This window comes from Curtobacterium sp. 8I-2 (assembly GCF_902506155.1).
In the GTDB taxonomy this organism is placed as follows: Bacteria; Actinomycetota; Actinomycetes; order Actinomycetales; family Microbacteriaceae; genus Curtobacterium; species Curtobacterium poinsettiae.
The window spans coordinates 2,559,378-2,576,971 of the sequence record NZ_LR732827.1 but is presented as its reverse complement, the minus strand read 5'-3'; the positions used below and the strand labels follow the sequence as shown (position 1 = coordinate 2,576,971).

General features: G+C 71.6%; 16 protein-coding genes. 8 read left to right on the top strand and 8 right to left on the bottom strand.

What is annotated here, in order from left to right:
- Positions 1-6: 6 nt before the first annotated feature.
- The gene (locus tag BOSE127_RS15945; protein WP_017888168.1) at positions 7-579 is read right to left on the bottom strand and encodes a gluconokinase; all 573 of its coding nucleotides are present in this window, start codon (positions 577-579) and stop codon (positions 7-9) included.
- Positions 576-2,144, bottom strand: coding sequence for a GntP family permease (locus BOSE127_RS15940; protein ID WP_159557971.1), 1,569 nt, complete (start codon positions 2,142-2,144; stop codon positions 576-578). Before BOSE127_RS15940 ends, BOSE127_RS15945 begins: the two co-directional genes overlap by 4 nt.
- Before the next feature lie 206 nt (positions 2,145-2,350).
- Here BOSE127_RS15940 and BOSE127_RS15935 point away from each other — a divergent pair, with 206 nt between their 5' ends.
- On the top strand, positions 2,351-3,049 hold the full coding sequence (locus tag BOSE127_RS15935; protein ID WP_159557969.1) for a FadR/GntR family transcriptional regulator: 699 nt from the start codon (positions 2,351-2,353) through the stop codon (positions 3,047-3,049).
- A 246-nt stretch (positions 3,050-3,295) separates the two neighbouring features.
- Positions 3,296-4,717: a carboxypeptidase-like regulatory domain-containing protein gene (locus BOSE127_RS15930; RefSeq protein ID WP_140448133.1), complete on the top strand. Its 1,422-nt coding sequence runs from the start codon at positions 3,296-3,298 to the stop codon at positions 4,715-4,717.
- Positions 4,718-4,938: 221 nt separating this feature from the next.
- Here the strand turns inward: BOSE127_RS15930 and BOSE127_RS15925 are convergent, their stop codons facing one another.
- From BOSE127_RS15925 to BOSE127_RS15905, 5 genes are all read right to left on the bottom strand, one after another.
- On the bottom strand, positions 4,939-5,544 hold the full coding sequence (locus BOSE127_RS15925; protein ID WP_017888172.1) for a GNAT family N-acetyltransferase: 606 nt from the start codon (positions 5,542-5,544) through the stop codon (positions 4,939-4,941).
- A 9-nt stretch (positions 5,545-5,553) separates the two neighbouring features.
- The gene (locus BOSE127_RS15920; RefSeq protein ID WP_159557967.1) at positions 5,554-6,237 is read right to left on the bottom strand and encodes a uracil-DNA glycosylase; all 684 of its coding nucleotides are present in this window, start codon (positions 6,235-6,237) and stop codon (positions 5,554-5,556) included.
- 5 nt (positions 6,238-6,242) lie between these two features.
- Positions 6,243-6,962, bottom strand: coding sequence for a Type 1 glutamine amidotransferase-like domain-containing protein (locus BOSE127_RS15915; RefSeq protein WP_159557965.1), 720 nt, complete (start codon positions 6,960-6,962; stop codon positions 6,243-6,245).
- Positions 6,959-7,486 (bottom strand): phosphoribosyltransferase, encoded by a 528-nt coding sequence (locus tag BOSE127_RS15910; protein ID WP_017888175.1) that lies wholly within the window; start codon positions 7,484-7,486, stop codon positions 6,959-6,961. The genes BOSE127_RS15915 and BOSE127_RS15910 overlap by 4 nt, the downstream gene beginning before the upstream one ends.
- Positions 7,487-7,580: 94 nt before the next feature.
- On the bottom strand, positions 7,581-8,354 hold the full coding sequence (locus tag BOSE127_RS15905) for an SDR family oxidoreductase (protein ID WP_031260283.1): 774 nt from the start codon (positions 8,352-8,354) through the stop codon (positions 7,581-7,583).
- A gap of 123 nt (positions 8,355-8,477) precedes the next feature.
- Here BOSE127_RS15905 and BOSE127_RS15900 point away from each other — a divergent pair, with 123 nt between their 5' ends.
- From BOSE127_RS15900 to BOSE127_RS15875, 6 genes are all read left to right on the top strand, one after another.
- Positions 8,478-9,569: an acyltransferase family protein gene (locus tag BOSE127_RS15900; RefSeq protein ID WP_017888177.1), complete on the top strand. Its 1,092-nt coding sequence runs from the start codon at positions 8,478-8,480 to the stop codon at positions 9,567-9,569.
- Positions 9,570-9,963: 394 nt separating this feature from the next.
- A complete protein-coding gene (locus BOSE127_RS15895; RefSeq protein ID WP_159557963.1) occupies positions 9,964-11,295 on the top strand; it encodes a bifunctional o-acetylhomoserine/o-acetylserine sulfhydrylase in 1,332 nt (443 codons plus the stop codon).
- Between the two features lie 262 nt (positions 11,296-11,557).
- Entirely contained in the window at positions 11,558-12,760 is a 1,203-nt protein-coding gene (metX, locus tag BOSE127_RS15890) for a homoserine O-acetyltransferase MetX (protein ID WP_017888179.1), read from the top strand.
- A 135-nt stretch (positions 12,761-12,895) separates the two neighbouring features.
- Positions 12,896-14,053 carry a sensor histidine kinase gene (locus BOSE127_RS15885; RefSeq protein ID WP_159557961.1) on the top strand — a complete coding sequence of 386 codons (1,158 nt, stop codon included), beginning with the start codon at positions 12,896-12,898 and terminating at the stop codon, positions 14,051-14,053.
- Positions 14,050-15,372, top strand: a complete 1,323-nt coding sequence (locus BOSE127_RS15880; RefSeq protein WP_017888181.1) for a hypothetical protein — start codon at positions 14,050-14,052, stop codon at positions 15,370-15,372. Before BOSE127_RS15885 ends, BOSE127_RS15880 begins: the two co-directional genes overlap by 4 nt.
- An 87-nt stretch (positions 15,373-15,459) precedes the next feature.
- Positions 15,460-16,131 (top strand): response regulator transcription factor, encoded by a 672-nt coding sequence (locus tag BOSE127_RS15875; protein WP_017888182.1) that lies wholly within the window; start codon positions 15,460-15,462, stop codon positions 16,129-16,131.
- A gap of 169 nt (positions 16,132-16,300) precedes the next feature.
- Here the strand turns inward: BOSE127_RS15875 and BOSE127_RS15870 are convergent, their stop codons facing one another.
- Positions 16,301-17,563: an MFS transporter gene (locus BOSE127_RS15870; protein WP_042539615.1), complete on the bottom strand. Its 1,263-nt coding sequence runs from the start codon at positions 17,561-17,563 to the stop codon at positions 16,301-16,303.
- Positions 17,564-17,594 lie beyond the last annotated feature (31 nt).

Below are 17,594 nucleotides of genomic sequence, written 5' to 3'. Positions count from 1 at the left end.
ACCGGATCAGCCTCGCGGGATCCGGACGAGTCCGAGCCGCTCGACGACCTCGGCGCTCTCTTCTTCCGGGGTGCGGTCGGCGGCGATCGTCACGTGGGCTTCGTCGGGCTGAGGCGGCTCGAGCGTGGCGAGCTGCGACTGCAGCAGCGACGTCGGCATGAAGTGCCCGGAGCGCTGCGCCATCCGCTCCTCGATGAGCGCGCCGTCACCGGCGACGTGCACGAACACCACCCCGGGGGCCCGCAGCACGTCGCGGTACGAGCGCTTCAGGGCCGAGCAGGTCACGACGCCGTTCGTCCCGGCGTCCAGATGCCCGCGGATCCACCCGGCGACGACGTCGAGCCACGGCCAGCGGTCCTCGTCGGTGAGCGGGGTACCGGCGTGCATCTTGTCGACGTTCGCCTGCGGGTGCATCGCGTCGCCCTCGGCGAACTCCCACCCGACCTGCTCCGCCACCATCGCGGCGACGGTCGACTTGCCGGACCCGGAGACCCCCATCACGACCAGGACGCGGGCGTCGAGCCCGGTGTCGGCCGCACCGGCAGCAGCTGCCGCACCGAGGTCTGCTGCGCCGCTCATCGGATGAACACCCCGGCCAGCAGGACCCCGAGCAGACCGAACACCGAGATGAGGCACTCGAGCACCGTCCACGTCTTGAACGTCTGCCCCACGGTGGTGCCGAGGTACCCCTTCACCAGCCAGAACCCGGCGTCGTTGACGTGCGACAGGAACACCGAGCCAGCACCGATCGCGAGCACGAGCAGCGACGTCATCGGCGTCGACAGGTCGGCAGCGATCGGTGCCATGATGCCCGCGGCGGTCACCGTGGCGACCGTGGCGGAACCGGTCGCGACGCGCACCAGGGCCGAGACGATCCAGGCGACGAGCAGCACGGAGACGCCGGAGTCCTTCACGGCGTCGGCGATCACGCCGCCGATGCCGGTGTCGATGAGCACCTGCTTGAAGCCACCGCCTGCGCCGACGATGAGCAGCACCCCGGCGATCGGGGGCAGCGCGCTCTCGAGCGACTTCGACACCGCCGAGCGGTCCATGCCGCCGCCGATCGCGAAGAAGACCATGGCGTAGACGGCGGCGATGCCGATGGCGATCATCGGGGAGCCGAGGAAGTCGAGCAGGCTCACCCACGAGCCAGCGGCGTCCGGTGCGGTGGCCTCACGGATCGCCTGGGCGAGCATGAGCACGACCGGCAGCAGGATGCCGATCAGCGCGACGGTGAACGACGGGCTGCGCGGCTCGCTGATGACGCGCGTGAAGTCGCTCTTGCCGTTGGGCAGGGACGCGGTGTCCTGCGTGGCGGGGCCGCGCCGGGCCTCCCGTCCGGGGTGCGCCGGGTCGTCGGCGAAGGCGGCGGACCCGGACCCCGACCCCGAGGCGGAACCCGACCCCGACCCGGCGGTGGCGACCGCCCCACGCGACCCGAACATGTCGGGCACGGGGATGTCGACCCAGCGGGCCGCGAAGCGGGCGAAGAGCGGCCCGGCCAGGATGATCACCGGGATCGCCAGCACGATGCCGAAGGCGAGCGTGGTGCCGAGGTTCGCGCCGACGGTGGAGATCGCGACGAGCGGGCCGGGGTGCGGCGGGACGAACGCGTGCATCGTGGACAGGCCGACCAGGGCGGGGACGGCGATCTTCATGATCGGCACCTCGCTGCGCTTGGCGACGAGCACGATGATCGGGATGAGCAGGACGAGGCCGACCTCGAAGAACATCGGGAGCCCGATGAGCGCCCCGATCAGGGCCATCGTCCACGGCAGCGCCGCCTTCGACGACTTCCGCACCAGGGTGTCCACCACGCGGTCCGCTGCTCCGGAGTCGACGAGCATCTTGCCGAACATCGCCCCGAGTCCGACCAGGATGCCGACGCTCGTCATGGTCGCGCCGAAGCCGTCGCCGAAGCTGGTGACCGCCTTGTCCGGAGCGAGCCCTGCACCGATACCGACGCCGAGCGCACCGATCGTGAGCGCGATGAACGGGTGCACCTTGAGCCAGGTGATGAGCGCGATGATCACCACGATGCCGACGAGTGCCGCGATGATCAGCTGCGGGATCGAACCGGACGGGTCGACCGTCTCGGTGGTGCCACCTGCGGCGAGCAGGTGGTCCGGGAGAGCGTGAGGCATCAGCGCCCCTTCCTGGAGTCGCTGCTGCGCGGCTCCGTCGCCTTCGTGTCGAGGGTGGACTGGCGCGACGAACGCCGACCCTCAATAATCTGATTAATCAGACTATACGACGTCGTCCCGCGCGCCAACCGCCCGTCCCCGGAGTCTGCCGCTTCGATGGGATCGGTGTCACGGCGACCGCGTGACCCGTACTGCACGGAGGAACGATGCCCACGGCACACGGACTGCACGCCCAGGTGCTCGACACGCTCGGCCAGCGGATCGTCGACGGCGACCTGGCCACGGGTTCCGTCGTCCGGCCCGACGTGGTCGCCGACGAGTTCGGGGTGTCCCGCTCCGTCGTCCGCGAGGCCCTGCGCGTGCTGCAGTCGCTCGGCCTGGTCGAGCCCCGGCAGCGCGTCGGCACGCTCGTCCGCGACATCACCGCCTGGGAACTGCTCGCCCCGACCGTCATCCGGTGGCGGGGCACGTCACCGGCGTACTTCGTGCAGCAGCGCGAGCTGGTCGAACTCCGGCTCGGGGTCGAACCGGTCGCGGCGTCCCTGACCGCCGGCACCGACGGCGCCTCCGCCGTGCTCGCCGCCGCCGAGGACATGCTCGACGCCTGCGGGCGCGAGGACAGCCGCGCCTACCTGGAGGCCGACGTCCGCTTCCACCGTGCACTGCTCACCGGGTCGGGGAACGCCGTGTTCGCGCACTTCGCCGGCACCGTCGAGGCGCTCCTGCGCACCCGGACGTCGGAGTCGCGCGACCCGATCACGCGCTGGACGCGCGAAGCGGCGCTCCGGCACCAGGCGGTCGGTCGCGCAGCGGTCGACGGCGATGCCGACGCCGCTGCGGCAGCGGCGACCGCGCTGCTGCGCGTGACGCGCGACGAGTTCATCACCGAGGCTGCGGCGGGCTGACGCGACCGGGCGACGGCCTGGAGGCGCGTGCCGGGCCCGACACGGGCCTCCCGTCCGCCCTGCAGGGAGCGACCACACCAGCGCTCGACCCGGAGCTGCTGGTCACCACGGGCAGAGCCGCACCCTCATGAGCGGTCGCTCAGGAGGTTCAGGACTTGCGCCCCACGGGTTGTGGTGCGCGCGGTCCTGACTAGCCTGTTGCCGGGGGAGCATCTAGGGTTCCTCGACCGAAATCGGAGGAATCTCGTGCAACGACAGACCCGTGTCGCTCGAACAGTGGCGATGATCGCCATCGCCGCGACGACGATGGTCGGGCTGGTCGGGTTGGCCGGTCCAGCGCAGGCCGACCCTGCGTTCTCGGTGTCCGGGACGTTGACCGGCAAACCGTCCGCCACAGCCGCCGCTGTCCCGCTCGCCGGCGTCGAGGTCTACCTCAGTGGCCTCGCGGGAAACTACGTTTCCGCGTACGCGTACACCGACGCGGCGGGGCACTGGTCGATCTCCGAGATGGACGACCACTCCAGCGGCGCCGACGACGTCCCGCTCGCCGCGGGCTCGTACACGGTCCAGTTCAACTGCGCCACCACCGGCAGGAGCAGCTGCAACCACGACTACGTCGTGGAGTACCTCGGCCACACGCTCCTGTCGAGTGACTCGACCAAGGTCACACTGACTGCAGCCCACCCGACGGCAGTCGCTGACGACGAACTCGCTCGGGGCGCGGCGGTCTCGGGCACGGTGACCACCGCCGACGGCACGCCGATCGCCGGCGCGTCGGTGTCGGCGAACCCGGTGGGTGGCTTCTCGAACAGCCACACGACCACGGCCGCCGACGGCAGCTACACCCTCGACCAACTGACGACGACGAACGACGTCATCAGCGCAGGCTTCTACGACTCCGCGCACCCCGACGCGCACGGTTTCCCGATCCGGTACAGCACGCAGTGGTGGGACCACGCCTCCACGCCGGGTGCCGCGACGCCGGTCCCGCTGGTCCCGGCCTCCACGAAGCCCGACATCGACTTCGCGCTGTCCGTCACGCCGTTCGTGAGCGGGCGGGTGGTCGACGCCGCGGGGAACGGTGTCCCCGCACTCACCATGGTCCCGATGCGCTTCGATCCGGGCACCGACCAGTTCGTCGGGCCGAGGTCGGGTCCGAACGAGACCGACGCGCAGGGGTACTTCCGGCTCACTGGCGACCTCGGTTCCGCGACCCGGTACAAGCTGCTGTTCTCCGACTCGCTCGGCAGCGACGACGAGAACCCGCAGACCCGGACTCCGTTCGAGACGACCTGGTACCGCGACGCCGCTTCGTTCGACGACGCGACCGTCATCACCGTGCCGACGAGCGGGAGCGCGGACCTCGGCACGATCCCCGTCTCCCCGCACACGGGTGCGTTGCGCTTCATCGGCAACCCGGTCATCCAGCAGGACCAGTTCCAGGACGGCTTGCTCGTGGTCAGTGGTGTCGCCGCTTCCCCGGGGACGGCGAAGAGCACTGCTCAGTGGTACCGCGACGGCACTGCGATCAGCGGAGCGACGAGCTACTCGTACACGCCGGTCGCAGCGGACGAGGGGACCGTCCTCACCGTCACCGTCACCGCGAAGCTCGGCACCGAGACGGCCTCTGCGACGTCCGCGGGGTACGAGGCGCCGTCGGACGAGTAGTCGCTCGGACCGCTCTCCGCAGTGACGAGTGCCGGGCGCTCGACGTGCCGGAGCGCGCGCGTTCAGACGGCGGGGTCGCCGTGGCGGCGACCGGGCGACGTCCTGGAGGCGCGTGCCGGGCCCGCCACGGGCCTCCCGTCCGCCCTGCGGCCACGTGGCGAGCGTGACGGACGTCCGTCAGGTCCGTATCGGTGCCGGCGCCGGTGCCGGTGCCGGTGCCGTCAGCGGCGGCGGGCGAACAGCCGCGGCCCGCGCAGGCGGAGCCGCATCGTGACGGTGCCGAGCCAGCGGTCGTACTTGTAGCCGACCTTGCCCATCCGGCCGACCTCCTCGAAGCCGAGCCGCTCGTGCAGCCGGATCGACGCCTCGGCCTGCCGGTCCGCGATGACCGCCACCACCTCGCGCACCCCGGCCAACCGGCACTCGTCGAGCAGGGCCTCCATCAGCGCACGGCCGAGGCCCTTGCCACCGGACGCGGCACCGAGGTAGATCGAGTCCTCGACGACGTGGTTCGAGCGGTCCCGCGGGTTCCACGCGTCGACCAGCGCGTACCCGAGGATCTGCCCGGCGGGGTTCTCCGCGACCAGGAACGGCAGCCGGCGCTTGCGGATGTCGTCGTAGCGCTTCTTCCACGCGGCGTACGTGAACGCCGACGGGTCGAAGGTCACCGACGAGTTCCGGACGTAGTGCGTGTGGATCTCGCGCACGTGGGGCAGGTCCCCCACCTCGGCCGCACGGATGCGGTACTCGAACGCCGTCTCGGTCGCCGCCGGGGCACGCAGGTGTCGCGGCAGGACCCGCCGTCGCTGGTATTCCTCCTCGAGCACGTGCCGAGCCTACTGAGCGGGCAGCGTCCAGTCGACGGGCGGTGCGCCCTGCGACTCGAGCAGGGCGTTCACCTGCGAGAACGGGCGGCTGCCGAAGAACCCGCGGGACGCGCTGAGCGGACTCGGGTGGGCCGAGGCGACGACCGGGGTGTCGCCGAGGAGCGGCCGCACCGACCCGGCCTGGGCGCCCCAGAGCACGGTCACGAGCGGGGTACCGCGGGCGACGAGCGCTCGGACGGCCTGGTCGGTCACCGCTTCCCAGCCCTTGCCGCGGTGGCTGCCGGCCTCACCCGCCTGCACGGTGAGCACCCGGTTGAGCAGCAGCACGCCCTGGTCGGACCACGCCCGCAGGTCACCGTGCGCGGGCGGTGTCACCCCGAGGTCGTCGGACAGCTCGCGGTAGATGTTCGCCAGGCTCCGCGGCACCGGACGGACCGCGGGGTCGATGGCGAACGACAGGCCGATCGGGTGGCCGGGCGTCGGGTAGGGGTCCTGGCCGACGACCAGCACCTTGACGGCGTCGAACGGGGTCGTGAACGCGCGCAGCACGTCACCGCCGGCGGGCAGCCAGTGCCGACCCGCAGCGGTCTCGTCACGGAGCCACGTACCGATCCGGTGCACGTCGTCCTCGACCGGGGCGAGCGCCGACGCCCAGCCGGGGTCGACCAGGTCGGCGAGCGGCCGCGGTTCCACGTCGGCTACGCGCCCATGGTGGCGACGGACACCGACTCGTCGCCGGCCATCACGCGCCAGACGCTGCCGGTCCCCCGGACCTCGAGCGCCCCTTCACCGACGACGAGCGTGGTGTCCTCGTCGATCGCGAGCCCGGCGGTGACGAACTCGGCCTCGGCGCTGGCGATGAGCCGCGCGAGCGTGCCGGCCTGCACCGCGTGGACGTCGATCGTCAGGTCGACCAGCCCGAGGCCCTCGCGGAGCTCGACCTCGTCCACGCCCTCGGACGCGGCCTCGGGGCAGATCTCGACGCCACCGATGCGCCAGCCGCCCACCAGGGCACGGTCGGCGGCGATCATCGCGCCGGCCGAGTAGCCGAGGTAGGGCAGACCGTCGGAGACGAGCAGGCGGAGCTGGTCCACCAGCGGCGCGATCGCCGCGAGGTAGTCGGGCGTGACACCGCCGCCGATCACCAGGGCGTCGACATCGCTCAGGACCGTCGTGTCGAAGACCTGGCCGGCAGCGACCTCGGTGACGAGCACCTCGGCTGTTCGCGGACCACCGAGGACCTCGGCGATGTCGGCGGTCGACGCCGGGCTGCCGCCGTCCGGGCCCGCCACGGAGAGCAGGGCGATGCGCGGGACGCTGCGGCCGACCGCCGCCGAACGGGCGGTGGCCTCGGCGAGGAACGGCGCGGCGGCGTCCGAGGCGGCGAACAGCCCGCCGCCGACCAGGTGGATGCTCACGACTCGGCCGTCACGGGCGCCAGGGCGCTCCACGGGAACGTGATCCAGCCGTCGACCCGGCGCCACACGTGGTCGGGCTCCAGGACGGTGCCGGGCTTCGAGTACAGGCAGGCGCTCCGGACGTCGCCGCCGGCGTTCCGGATGATGTCGACCACCAGGCGCAGGGTGCGGCCGGAGTCGGACACGTCGTCGACCACCAGGACCCGCTTGCCGGCCAGGCTCGGGGCGTCGAGGGCGGGGGCGAGCACGACCGGCTCCTCCAGCCGCTGCTCGACGTCGGTGTAGAACTCGACGTTGATCGAGCCGCACTCCTTGGTGCCGAGGGCGTACGCCACGGCGCCGGCGATGATCAGTCCGCCGCGGGCGACGGCGACGACGACCTCGGGCTCGAAGCCACTGGACAGGACGTCCTTGGCGAGCAGGCGTGCGGCGTCACCGAACTCCAGCCAGCCGAGTACCTCGGGCCCGCTCGTCACGGTCACGGTGGACGGAGCCGCGGGCTCGGGTTCGCTGCTGATCGGCATCCGACCACGGTACCGGCAGGGAGCCCACGCCCGCGACCCGCGCCCGCCGCCCGGGCGCTGCGCGGGTCGCCGCGGTGCGCGGCGCACCGGCTGCTCAGCGCGGCGTCAGCGGGCCGCGCGCCAGCTTGTGCTGTGCCGACTGCGCCACCGGCCGGATCGTCACCAGGTCGAGGTTCACGTGCGGCGGCAGCTCCACCGCGTGCACGATCGCCTCGGCGACGTCGTCGGCCACCAGCGGCTCCGGCACGTCGTCGTACACCGCGGCGGCCTTCTGCTCGTCGCCGCGGAACCGGGTGAGCGCGAACTCGTCGGTCTTCACCATGCCCGGCGCGATCTCGACGACCCGGATCGGCTCGCCGTTCAGTTCGAGCCGGAGTGCGCCGACCAGGGCGTGCTCTGCGAACTTCGCCGCGTTGTAGCCGCCGCCGTTCTCGTACGCGACGAACCCGGCGGTGCTGGTCACCGTGACGATGTCGGCTCCCCCGGACACCCGAGCCCGGTCACGCAGGTGCGGCAGCAGCGCGGAGACCACTCGCTTCGTGCCGATCACGTTGACCTCGAACATGGCGCGCCAGTCGTCGACGTCGGACTCCTCGACGCTCGCCGAGCCGAACGCCCCGCCGGCGTTGTTCACCAGGACGTCGGCGCCGCCGAGGTCCGCGACCCGCGCGGCGAGCGCCGTCACGTCGTCGGCGTCCGTGATGTCGGCCACCAGGGTGTCCGCCCCGGTCTGGGCGGCGAGCGCTTCGAGCTTCGCGGTGCGGCGGGCCACGGCGAGCACGTCCCAGCCCCGCGACCGGAACAGCCGGACGGTGGCCGCCCCGATGCCCGAGCTCGCTCCGGTGACGACTGCGCGCCGTGCTGCCATGTGATCTGCCTCCTGCGTCGGTGACCGGAGCACGTGGTGGCCCGGTCCGTCCACCGTACCGAGCGGGACGGTTCCGGCACCGCACCAGGCCGTCCAGGTCACGATCCGGTAACGTGACCGGCGATGACGACGGATGCCGCCCCTCCCGCCCCCTCGGCCCCGGCGACGCAGCTCGAGCCCGGTCGAGCCCCGCGCCGGATCCCGATGTGGGACACCGCGCGCTTCGTCGCGGTCACGCTCGTGGTCATCGGCCACGCGATCCAGCGGCAGACGCCGGCGAGCGAGCACGCCCTGGCGCTCTACACGTTCATCTACGCGTTCCACATGCCGGCGTTCGGCGTGATCAGCGGGTACTTCTCGTCGGCGGACACCCCGACGGCGAAGCGGATGCGCCGGACGATCACGGACATCGTCGTGCCGTACATCATCATGCAGACGATCTGGACCGTGGTGCAGGGCATCGTCGAGGGCGGCAAGGACTTCAACCCGACGCAGCCGACGTGGACCCTGTGGTTCCTGCTGGCCCTCGGCATCTTCAAGCTGATCCTGCCGTACCTGGCGCAGCTGCGGTGGCCGCTGTTCTGGGCGGTCGTGTTCAGCATCGGCGTCGGGTACTTCGACAACGTCGACTCGACGCTCTCGCTGTCCCGTGCGATCAGCCTGCTGCCGTTCTTCCTGCTCGGGTGGCAGGTCAAGCAGTGGGGCGTCTTCGACCGCTGGTACGAGGCGTCGCGCCGCACGGTCGTCCGGGTGCGGGTGGCGGCCGCCGTGGTGTTCGCCGCGTGGGCGGTGTCGTGCGCGGTCTGGATCCCGCAGTTCAAGGAGTTCGACCTGCACCACTGGTTCTTCTACGACGACTCCTACTCGGGGCTCGGCGAGGACGCCTGGTGGGCCGGCGCGGTGCGCTTCGGCCTGATGCTGCTCGCGACGCTGCTGACGGCGTCGTTCCTGGTGCTCATCCCCCGCCGGAACGTCTGGATCACCCGGTTCGGCGCCGCGACGATGTACGTCTACCTGCTCCACACGTTCGTGCTCTACCCGATCCGGGAGTCCGGCGTCCTGGCAGGCGAGCACTCGGCCTGGCCGTTCGTGCTGCTGATGGTCGTCATCGCCTGCGTCGTCAGCCTCTTCCTGGCGCAGCCCTTCGTGCGGCGCGGGATGCGCTGGCTGCTCGAGCCGAAGGTCGACTGGCTGTTCCGCCGCGACGCGGCGTAGCGGTGCCACCCCGCACCGTGCGCGTTCCTCCGGCCCGTGCGAGCTTGCCCGTCCCTTGCGGCGCGGCAGCTCCGCACCGGACCACCGACCTCGCACCGTCCGACGGAACCCCGCACCGTGCGCGTTCCTCCGGCCCGTGCGAGCTTGCCCGTCCCTTGCGGCGCGGCAGCTCCGCACGGGACCACCGACCTCGCACCGTCCGACGGTGACAGCACGGTGCGGACGGACGGACGGCCGGGAGGCCCGTGGCGCGCCGGGCGCGCGCGTTACGTCCCGAGGCGGGTGCGCTGGTGTGGACCAGGCCACCTGCGTACCGTGACCGGGGACGCAGCGCCGCACGCGCCTCCCGGCCGACGGCGCGACCGCACGAGAACCGCACCCGACAGGAGCACCGATGAGCACGAACGACGCCGCCGCCTGGCAGTTCGAGACCACCCAGGTCCACGCCGGCGCGCAGCCGGACCCGACCACGGGGGCCCGAGCGACGCCGATCTACAAGACGACCTCGTACGTCTTCGCGAACTCGGACGAAGCGCGCGACGTGTTCGCGCTCGCCAAGCCGGGCAACATCTACTCCCGGATCACGAACCCGACGAACGATGTCGTCGAGCAGCGGATCGCGGCGCTCGAAGGCGGTTCGGGGGCCCTGCTCGTCGCGTCCGGCCAGGCTGCCGAGACCTACGCGGTCCTGAACATCGCCGGGGCGGGCGACCACATCGTGTCGTCGTCGTCGATCTACGGCGGCACGTACAACCTGTTCAAGTACACGCTGGCGAAGCTCGGCATCGAGACGACGTTCGTCGAGGACCAGGACGACCTCGAGGAGTGGCGCCGCGCCGTCCGCCCGAACACGAAGCTGTTCTTCGCCGAGACCATCGGCAACCCGAAGATCAACGTCCTCGACATCACCGGGGTCAGCGACGTCGCGCACGAGTCCGGTGTCCCGCTGATCGTCGACAACACGATCGCGACGCCGTACCTGATCCGTCCGTTCGAGCACGGTGCCGACATCGTCGTGCACTCGGCCACGAAGTTCCTCGGCGGACACGGCACCGTCATCGGCGGGCTCATCGTCGACGGCGGGACGTTCGCGTGGTCGCAGCACGCCGACCGGTTCCCGGAGTTCAGCACCCCGGACCCGTCGTACCACGGTGCGGTCTTCGCCGAGGCCGTCGGCGACGCACTCGCCTACATCGTCAAGGCCCGGGTGCAGCTGCTCCGTGACCTCGGCGCCTCGAACTCGGCGGACACGGCGTTCGCGCTGCTGCAGGGCATCGAGACCCTGTCGCTCCGCATCGAGCGGCACGTGTCCAACGCCCAGGAGATCGCGGAGTGGCTCGACCAGCACCCCGACGTCGCCACCGTCGCCTACGCGGGCCTGCCGACGTCGCCCTGGTACGCCGCAGCCAACCGGTACGCGCCGAAGGGCGTCGGTGCCGTGCTGTCGTTCGAGCTCAAGGGCGGGGTGCCCGCGGGCAAGGCGTTCGTCGACAACCTGCAGCTGTTCTCGCACCTGGCGAACATCGGTGACGTCCGTTCCCTCGTCATCCACCCGGCGTCGACCACCCACTCGCAGCTCACGCCCGAGCAGCAGCTCACCACCGGGGTCACGCCCGGCCTGGTGCGACTGTCGGTCGGCATCGAGAACATCGCCGACCTGAAGGCAGACCTCGAGGCCGGGCTCGCCGCGGCCCGGGCGGTCGCGCAGGAGAGCCAGCGCGCGTAGGGTTCGCCGCGCCGCCGGCACCACTCGCTCGATGCGTGTGCATGTTCCGACGTCCCACGTGTCGATCGACGCGTGGGACGTCGTTCGTTGCACACGTATCCGGTACGTGTGCATGATGCGACGATCCACGAGTCGAACAACGCGCACGATGTCGGAACATGCGCACACACGGCCGCGGCACCCGGGCCCGGGGCGCGGCGACGCGCCGAGGTGACGTAACACGGCGGCGGCGACCCGCGCCTCCCGGCAGACTGGACGCACCATGGACTGGCAGACGACCCCCGAGGACTCCGTGCCGTCCACCCTGGTGCCCGGCACCGAACTCGGCACCCTGGGCAAGCCGCCCGTGACCGGCGCCTGGCGCCCCGGTGACCACCCGGGTGCACGGCACTTCGCGTCGCTCGGCGAGCAGTGGGTGCGCGGCGGCCGCCTGCCGTCCGTGCGCGTGGCGTACGAGACGTGGGGCACGCTCAACGCGGCTCGCGACAACGCCGTGCTCGTCCTGCACGCGCTCACCGGGGACTCGCACGTCACGGGGCCCGCCGGCCCCGGACACCGCACCGCCGGCTGGTGGGGCGACGTCGTCGGACCCGGCCGGGCGATCGACACCGACCGGTGGTTCGTGATCGCGCCGAACATGCTCGGCGGCTGCCAGGGCACCACCGGACCGTCGTCGGTGTCGCCGACGGGCGCGGAGTGGGGTTCGCGGTTCCCGTTCCTGACGGTGCGGGACCAGGTCGAGGTGCAGGCGCAGCTCGCCGACCGGCTCGGCATCGACACCTTCGCGGCCGTCGTCGGCGGATCGATGGGCGGCATGCACGCCCTCGAGTTCGCGGTCTCGCACCCGGCGCGGGTCGGGCGGCTGGCGGTCCTGGCGTCGACGGCGCAGACCACCGCCGACCAGATCGCGGCGAACTCGCTGCAGCGGGCGGCGATCCAGATGGACCCGGCGTTCGCGGGCGGCGACTACTACGAGGCCGACACCGGCGAGGGGCCGCACCGCGGACTGTCGTTGGCACGGCGGATGGCGCTCATGACCTACCGGGCGTCGGACGAGCTGAACAGCCGCTTTGCGCGGTCCTGGCAGAGCGACGTCTCACCGCTCGGCGACGACGGACGGTTCTCGGTGGAGAGCTACCTCGACTTCCACGGCAACAAGTTCACCCGGCGGTTCGACGCCTCGAGCTACGTGACGCTGACGTACGCGATGGACTCGCACGACGTCGGTGCCGGGCGCGGCGGGGTGGCGGCGGCGCTGGCGCTCGTGACCGCGCGGACCCTGGTCGTGGGCATCTCGAGTGACCGGCTGTTCCCCGTCGAGGACCAGCACCGGATCGCCGCAGGCGTGCCGGACGCGCTCGACGGTGACACCGCGGCGGTGATCGAGAGCGAGTTCGGACACGACGGGTTCCTCATCGAACACGAGCAGGTCGGGGCGCACCTGCGGCGGCTGCTCGAGTCCTGAACCGGTGCCGCAGAGCGCGGGCGGCGCGCCGAAGACCCCCCAACGGGTGGCGCGCGTGGAATGATGGCGTGGAGCTCGGCACTGACCGACGCTCGGTTTCCCGCTCCACCCAGATCGTCACCAACCAGGACATCGATGGACTTCATCGCACAGGAACGCGACCGCTTGCTGCGGTCGGCGACCCGTGTCGTGGGCATCGTCTGCGCGCTCGTCAGCGTCGTGGGCATCGTCTCCGCTGCAGCCGTGCCCGTGCCGGTCCTCATCGGCGCACTCCTGTGCGTCGCCGCGATGATCACCGCGCTGGTGTGCTTCGGCCGCGGCGGCGAAGTGTGGTGGACCGCCGCCGTCGTCGTCGCCGGGCTCGCCACGATGGTGCTGCTCTTCACCGGCGTCGACGACACGGCCCGGCCGCTCATCGCCAGCGCCGTGATGCCCCTGGCCGCCGGCGGGCTCTCGGCACCGCTGATGGCGCAGCGCGGGCACCCGTTCGGGCTCGGCATCACCATCGCCGGAGGCGGCGTGGTCGTCGTGCTCATGGTCTGGGGTTCGGGTTCGATCCTGTCGACCCCGGTCAGCGGCGCACTGCTCGGGTGGATCCTGATGGCCGTCGTGGCGATCTGGATCTCGCGCAGCATCCCCCGCGTGGCCCGCCGGATCTACAGCATCGGCACCGCCCACCGCGCCGAACGGCAGGCCAGCGAGACCGAGGCGCAGCGACGCCAGGGTGCCCGCCTGCTGCACGACACCGTGCTCGCGACCCTGACGCTGCTCGCCCACTCCGGCGTCGGCGTCTCCGAGCAGGCGATGCGCGAGCAGGCCGCCGAGGACGCCCGGCTGCTGCGGCACCTGCGCCTCGGCGCGACCCCGCAGCCCTCGCAGTCCGGCGACTACTCGCTCACCCGCGAAGAGGAATCACCGCTCGGGCAGACCCTCGAATCGGTCAAGCAGCGCTTCGGCCGGATGGGCCTCGAGGTCAGCTGGCACGGCACCGGGCAGGTCCTGCTGCCGTCGAACGTGCTCGACGCGTTCCTGCTCGCACTCGGCGAGTGCCTGGAGAACGTCCGTCGGCACGCCGGCGTCGGCGAGGCACACGTCACGATCGTCCACGACAACGAGGTCGTCCGAGCCATGGTCACCGACTCCGGTGTCGGCTTCGACCTGACCACCGTCAGCGCCGAACGCCTCGGGTTCAAGGAGAGCGTCGTGAACCGTCTGCGCGAGGTCGGCGGCGACGCGAAGCTCTTCTCCGCGCCGGGCTCCGGCACCACCGTCGTCCTGGAGGCACCGCGATGAGCCGGATCCCCGAGGACACCATCGGCCGCAGTCTGCCCGGCGAGACCGCTCCGCCGGCGCCCCGCACCCGTCGCGAGGCGCGCGAGCGCTACCGCACGAGCGAGCGCCGCCAGGCCCGAGGACTCCCCTCGACGTCCACCGGCGCCCGGTCCCTGCGCCAGGCCGCCAAACCAGGCGCGTCACTCGGTGCCGGGTACCTGGGCCTCGGCGCCGCGATCCTCACCGCGATCGAAGCCGTCGCCGGCATCGCGTTCTTCCTGGTGCGCTGGAACGAGTACTCCGACCCGTTGCTGCCCACGGTCGCCTGGGTGCTCTACATCGTCGCGGCCGTCGGGGTCGGGCTCAGCGTCCTGACCTACGGCGAACGGCTGACGGGGCCGGCGTTCGCGCTGATCTGCGTCGTGCTGGCCTGCGTGGTCACGCTCGACTTCATCGGCATCTGGCCCGAGCACGACATCGCCCACACCGCGAGCGCCTCGATGGCAGCCGGGTTCGCGTTGCTGCCGATCGCCACGCTCCGACCCGCCCGCGAGGTCGCCGCCGCCATCGGCGTGCTCGGCATCGCGTTCGTGGTGATGGCCGTCGTGTCGACGCCGATCACGCACGACACCCTGCCCGGCATCGTGTCCCTGCTCTCGCTCGTCGTCGTGCCGCCGTCGCTCGCCCTGTACGTCGTGCAGCGGTTCCGCCAACTCGTGCAGCGTGAGCTCGACCGGGTGCTCGTGCAGAGCAACGTGCAGGCGCCGCAGTTCGCCGTCGGCATGCTCGCCTCGGACGAGCTCGCCCGGCTCGACCTCGCCGCCGAGAAGCTGCTCGACGCCGTCGCGAACGGCACCGACCCGCTGCCGTTGTCCGACGCCTCGAGCTCCGTCGCCGCGTCCCTCGCCACCGAGCTCCGTCTGCACCTGATCGAGGGCCGCCGTGAGACCTGGCTCTACCACGCGATCACCGAGTCCGACCACCTCGGTCGTTCGGTGAGCGTCGCGGACCCGACCGCCCTGGCCGGACACCTCTCCCCCACGCAGCGCGACGGCCTGCTGCAGGCGATCTGGCAGATGGTCGGCGACGGCCGTACCGCGCAGCCCGGCATGCCCGTCGTCTCGGTCACGCTCGGCCCGATCGGCTCCGACGGCCACCCGGTCAGCGACGACACCATGGACGTGCCCGTCGTCATCGAGTCCCGCGGGGTGCCCCGGCGCAGCCTCGGCCCGACGGCCTGGAGCGCCCTGCAGCGCATCGGCCAGTACACCGAGACCGTTCGCGACGGCACGCTGCACATCGTCGCGCACTGCGTCGTGAACCGACATCCGTCGATGTAACTGTCGGACACCAGCACGCCTCACCCGCTTCCGGCCGGGATCCTCCTAGGATCGGCCGAGCAATCCGCACCGAGAAAGGACGCCAGCATGGCGACTCCAGAGGAACCGATCCGACTCGCACTGGTCGACGACCACAGGATGCTCCTCGGCGCGCTCACGGAGTGGATCCGGAACGCCGCCGACGACATCACCCTGGTCGCCGCCGTCACGACCTGGCCGGAGCTCCTGACGAGCCCCGCGTTCCCGGTCGACGTGGTGCTGCTGGACCTGGACCTCAAGGACTCCATCCCGGTGTCGCTGAAGATCTCGACGCTCAAGACCGCCGGCGTCAAGACCGTCGTGATGAGCACCTACTCGGAGCCGAACGTCGTGCGCGAAGCCCTGGGCGCCGGCGCCCTCGGCTACCTGGTCAAGAGCGAGGACGCCGACATGATCGTCGAGGCGATCCGCTCCGCCCAGCGCGGCGAGCAGTACGTCTCGGCCGAGCTCGACCTCGCCATCAACAGCGGCGACGTCGGCGGCGTCCCGAAGCTCAGCGCGCAGGAGCGTCGTGTGATGGCCCTGTACGGCGGCGGCGAGCCCGTCAAGAGCGTCGCCTACCAGCTCGGCATCTCCGAGGAGACCGCGAAGAGCTACCTCAAGCGGATCCGCGAGAAGTACCGCGTCGCCGGTTTCGACGTCGGCACGAAGGTGGCGCTCCGGAAGCGGGCGATCACCGACGGCATCATCGTGCAGGACGGCAGCCCCCTGGGGCTCTGACGCGCGTCGCGTCGCGCATCGAGTGAGCAGAAGACGTCGGGTCCCGTCACGGAACCCGACCTCTTCTGCTCACTCGGGGCGGTCTTCCGCGCCACGTGACGGACGGGAGGCCCGTGGCGGCGCCGCCACGGGCCTCCCGTCCGGTGGGTGCGTACGCGCACCCCGCGTGTCAAGCCGTCGGGACCGGTGCGGTGATCGGACCGGTGGACGGCGACGAGGAACGGACAGCCCCTCGGGTGCTCCGCCGTTCGACGGCGTAGCTCGCCATCGTGACGAGCACACCGAGCAGCGCCAGGCCGATGCCGAGCCAGCCCGGGGCGAGGAACCCGAAGCCGGCCGCGATGACCGCGCCGCCCAGGGCCGCACCGATCGAGTTGCCGATGTTGAACGCCGAGTGGTTCAGCGCCGCGGCGATCGTGCGCGCATCGCCCGCGACGTCCATCAGGCGCGACTGCACCGCCGGCGGGATGGCCGACGAGGTCGCCCCGAGCAGGAACGCGCCGAGCAGCATGCCCCAGAGCCACTGCGCCGTGAGGACCGTGATGAGCAGGGCGCCGATGAGCGAGAACATGCCGACGTAGATGGTGCGCTTCACGCTGTGGTCGGCCAGGTGTCCGCCGAGGACCCCGCCGACGACCATGCCGATGCCCACGACGACGAGCACGATCGGCACGAACGACTCCGACATCCCGGTGACGTTCTGCACGAGCGGCGAGATGTACGAGTAGACGGCGAAGAAGCCACCGAACCCGACGGCGCCGAGGCCCATCACGATCCACACCTGGGGCACGCGGAACGCCCGGAGCTCACGGCCGATCGTGGCGTGCTCGTCGCGGGCGCTCTTCGGCACGAAGGCCGCGACGGCCAGGAACGTCAGGGCGAACAGTGCGGCGACGACGCCGTACGCGACCCGCCAGCCGGCCATCTGGCCGACCCAGGTGATCGCGGGGACACCGACGACGTTCGCGACCGACAGACCGAGCAGCACCATGGCGATGCCCTTGCCGCGCTTGCCCGGACCCATCATGTCGCCGGCGACGATCGAGGCGATGCCGAAGTAGGCGCCGTGCGGCAGCCCGGCCACGAAGCGGGCGACGAGCACCAGGCCGAACGAGGGCAGCAGGGCGCTCGCGATCGTCGCGACGACGAAGCCGACGAGCAGCACGAGGATCAGGCCCTTGCGCGGGAACCGTGCGGACATCGCCGCGATGGTCGGCGCACCGACCACCACCCCGAGGGCGTACGCGCTGACCAGCCAGCCAGCGTGGGCAATCCCGGCGTCGGGGTCGATGCCGTACTGCTCGGGGAGCAGGGCCTGCGCGATGTTCGGCAGCAGACCCATCGCGACGAACTCGGTCGAGCCGATGGCGAAGCCACCGAGGGCGAGCGAGATGAGCGCGAGGGTGCGACGCGCAGGCGTGAGCTGTGACATGGGGCCTGTTCTGTGCGGGAGGGAGATAGAA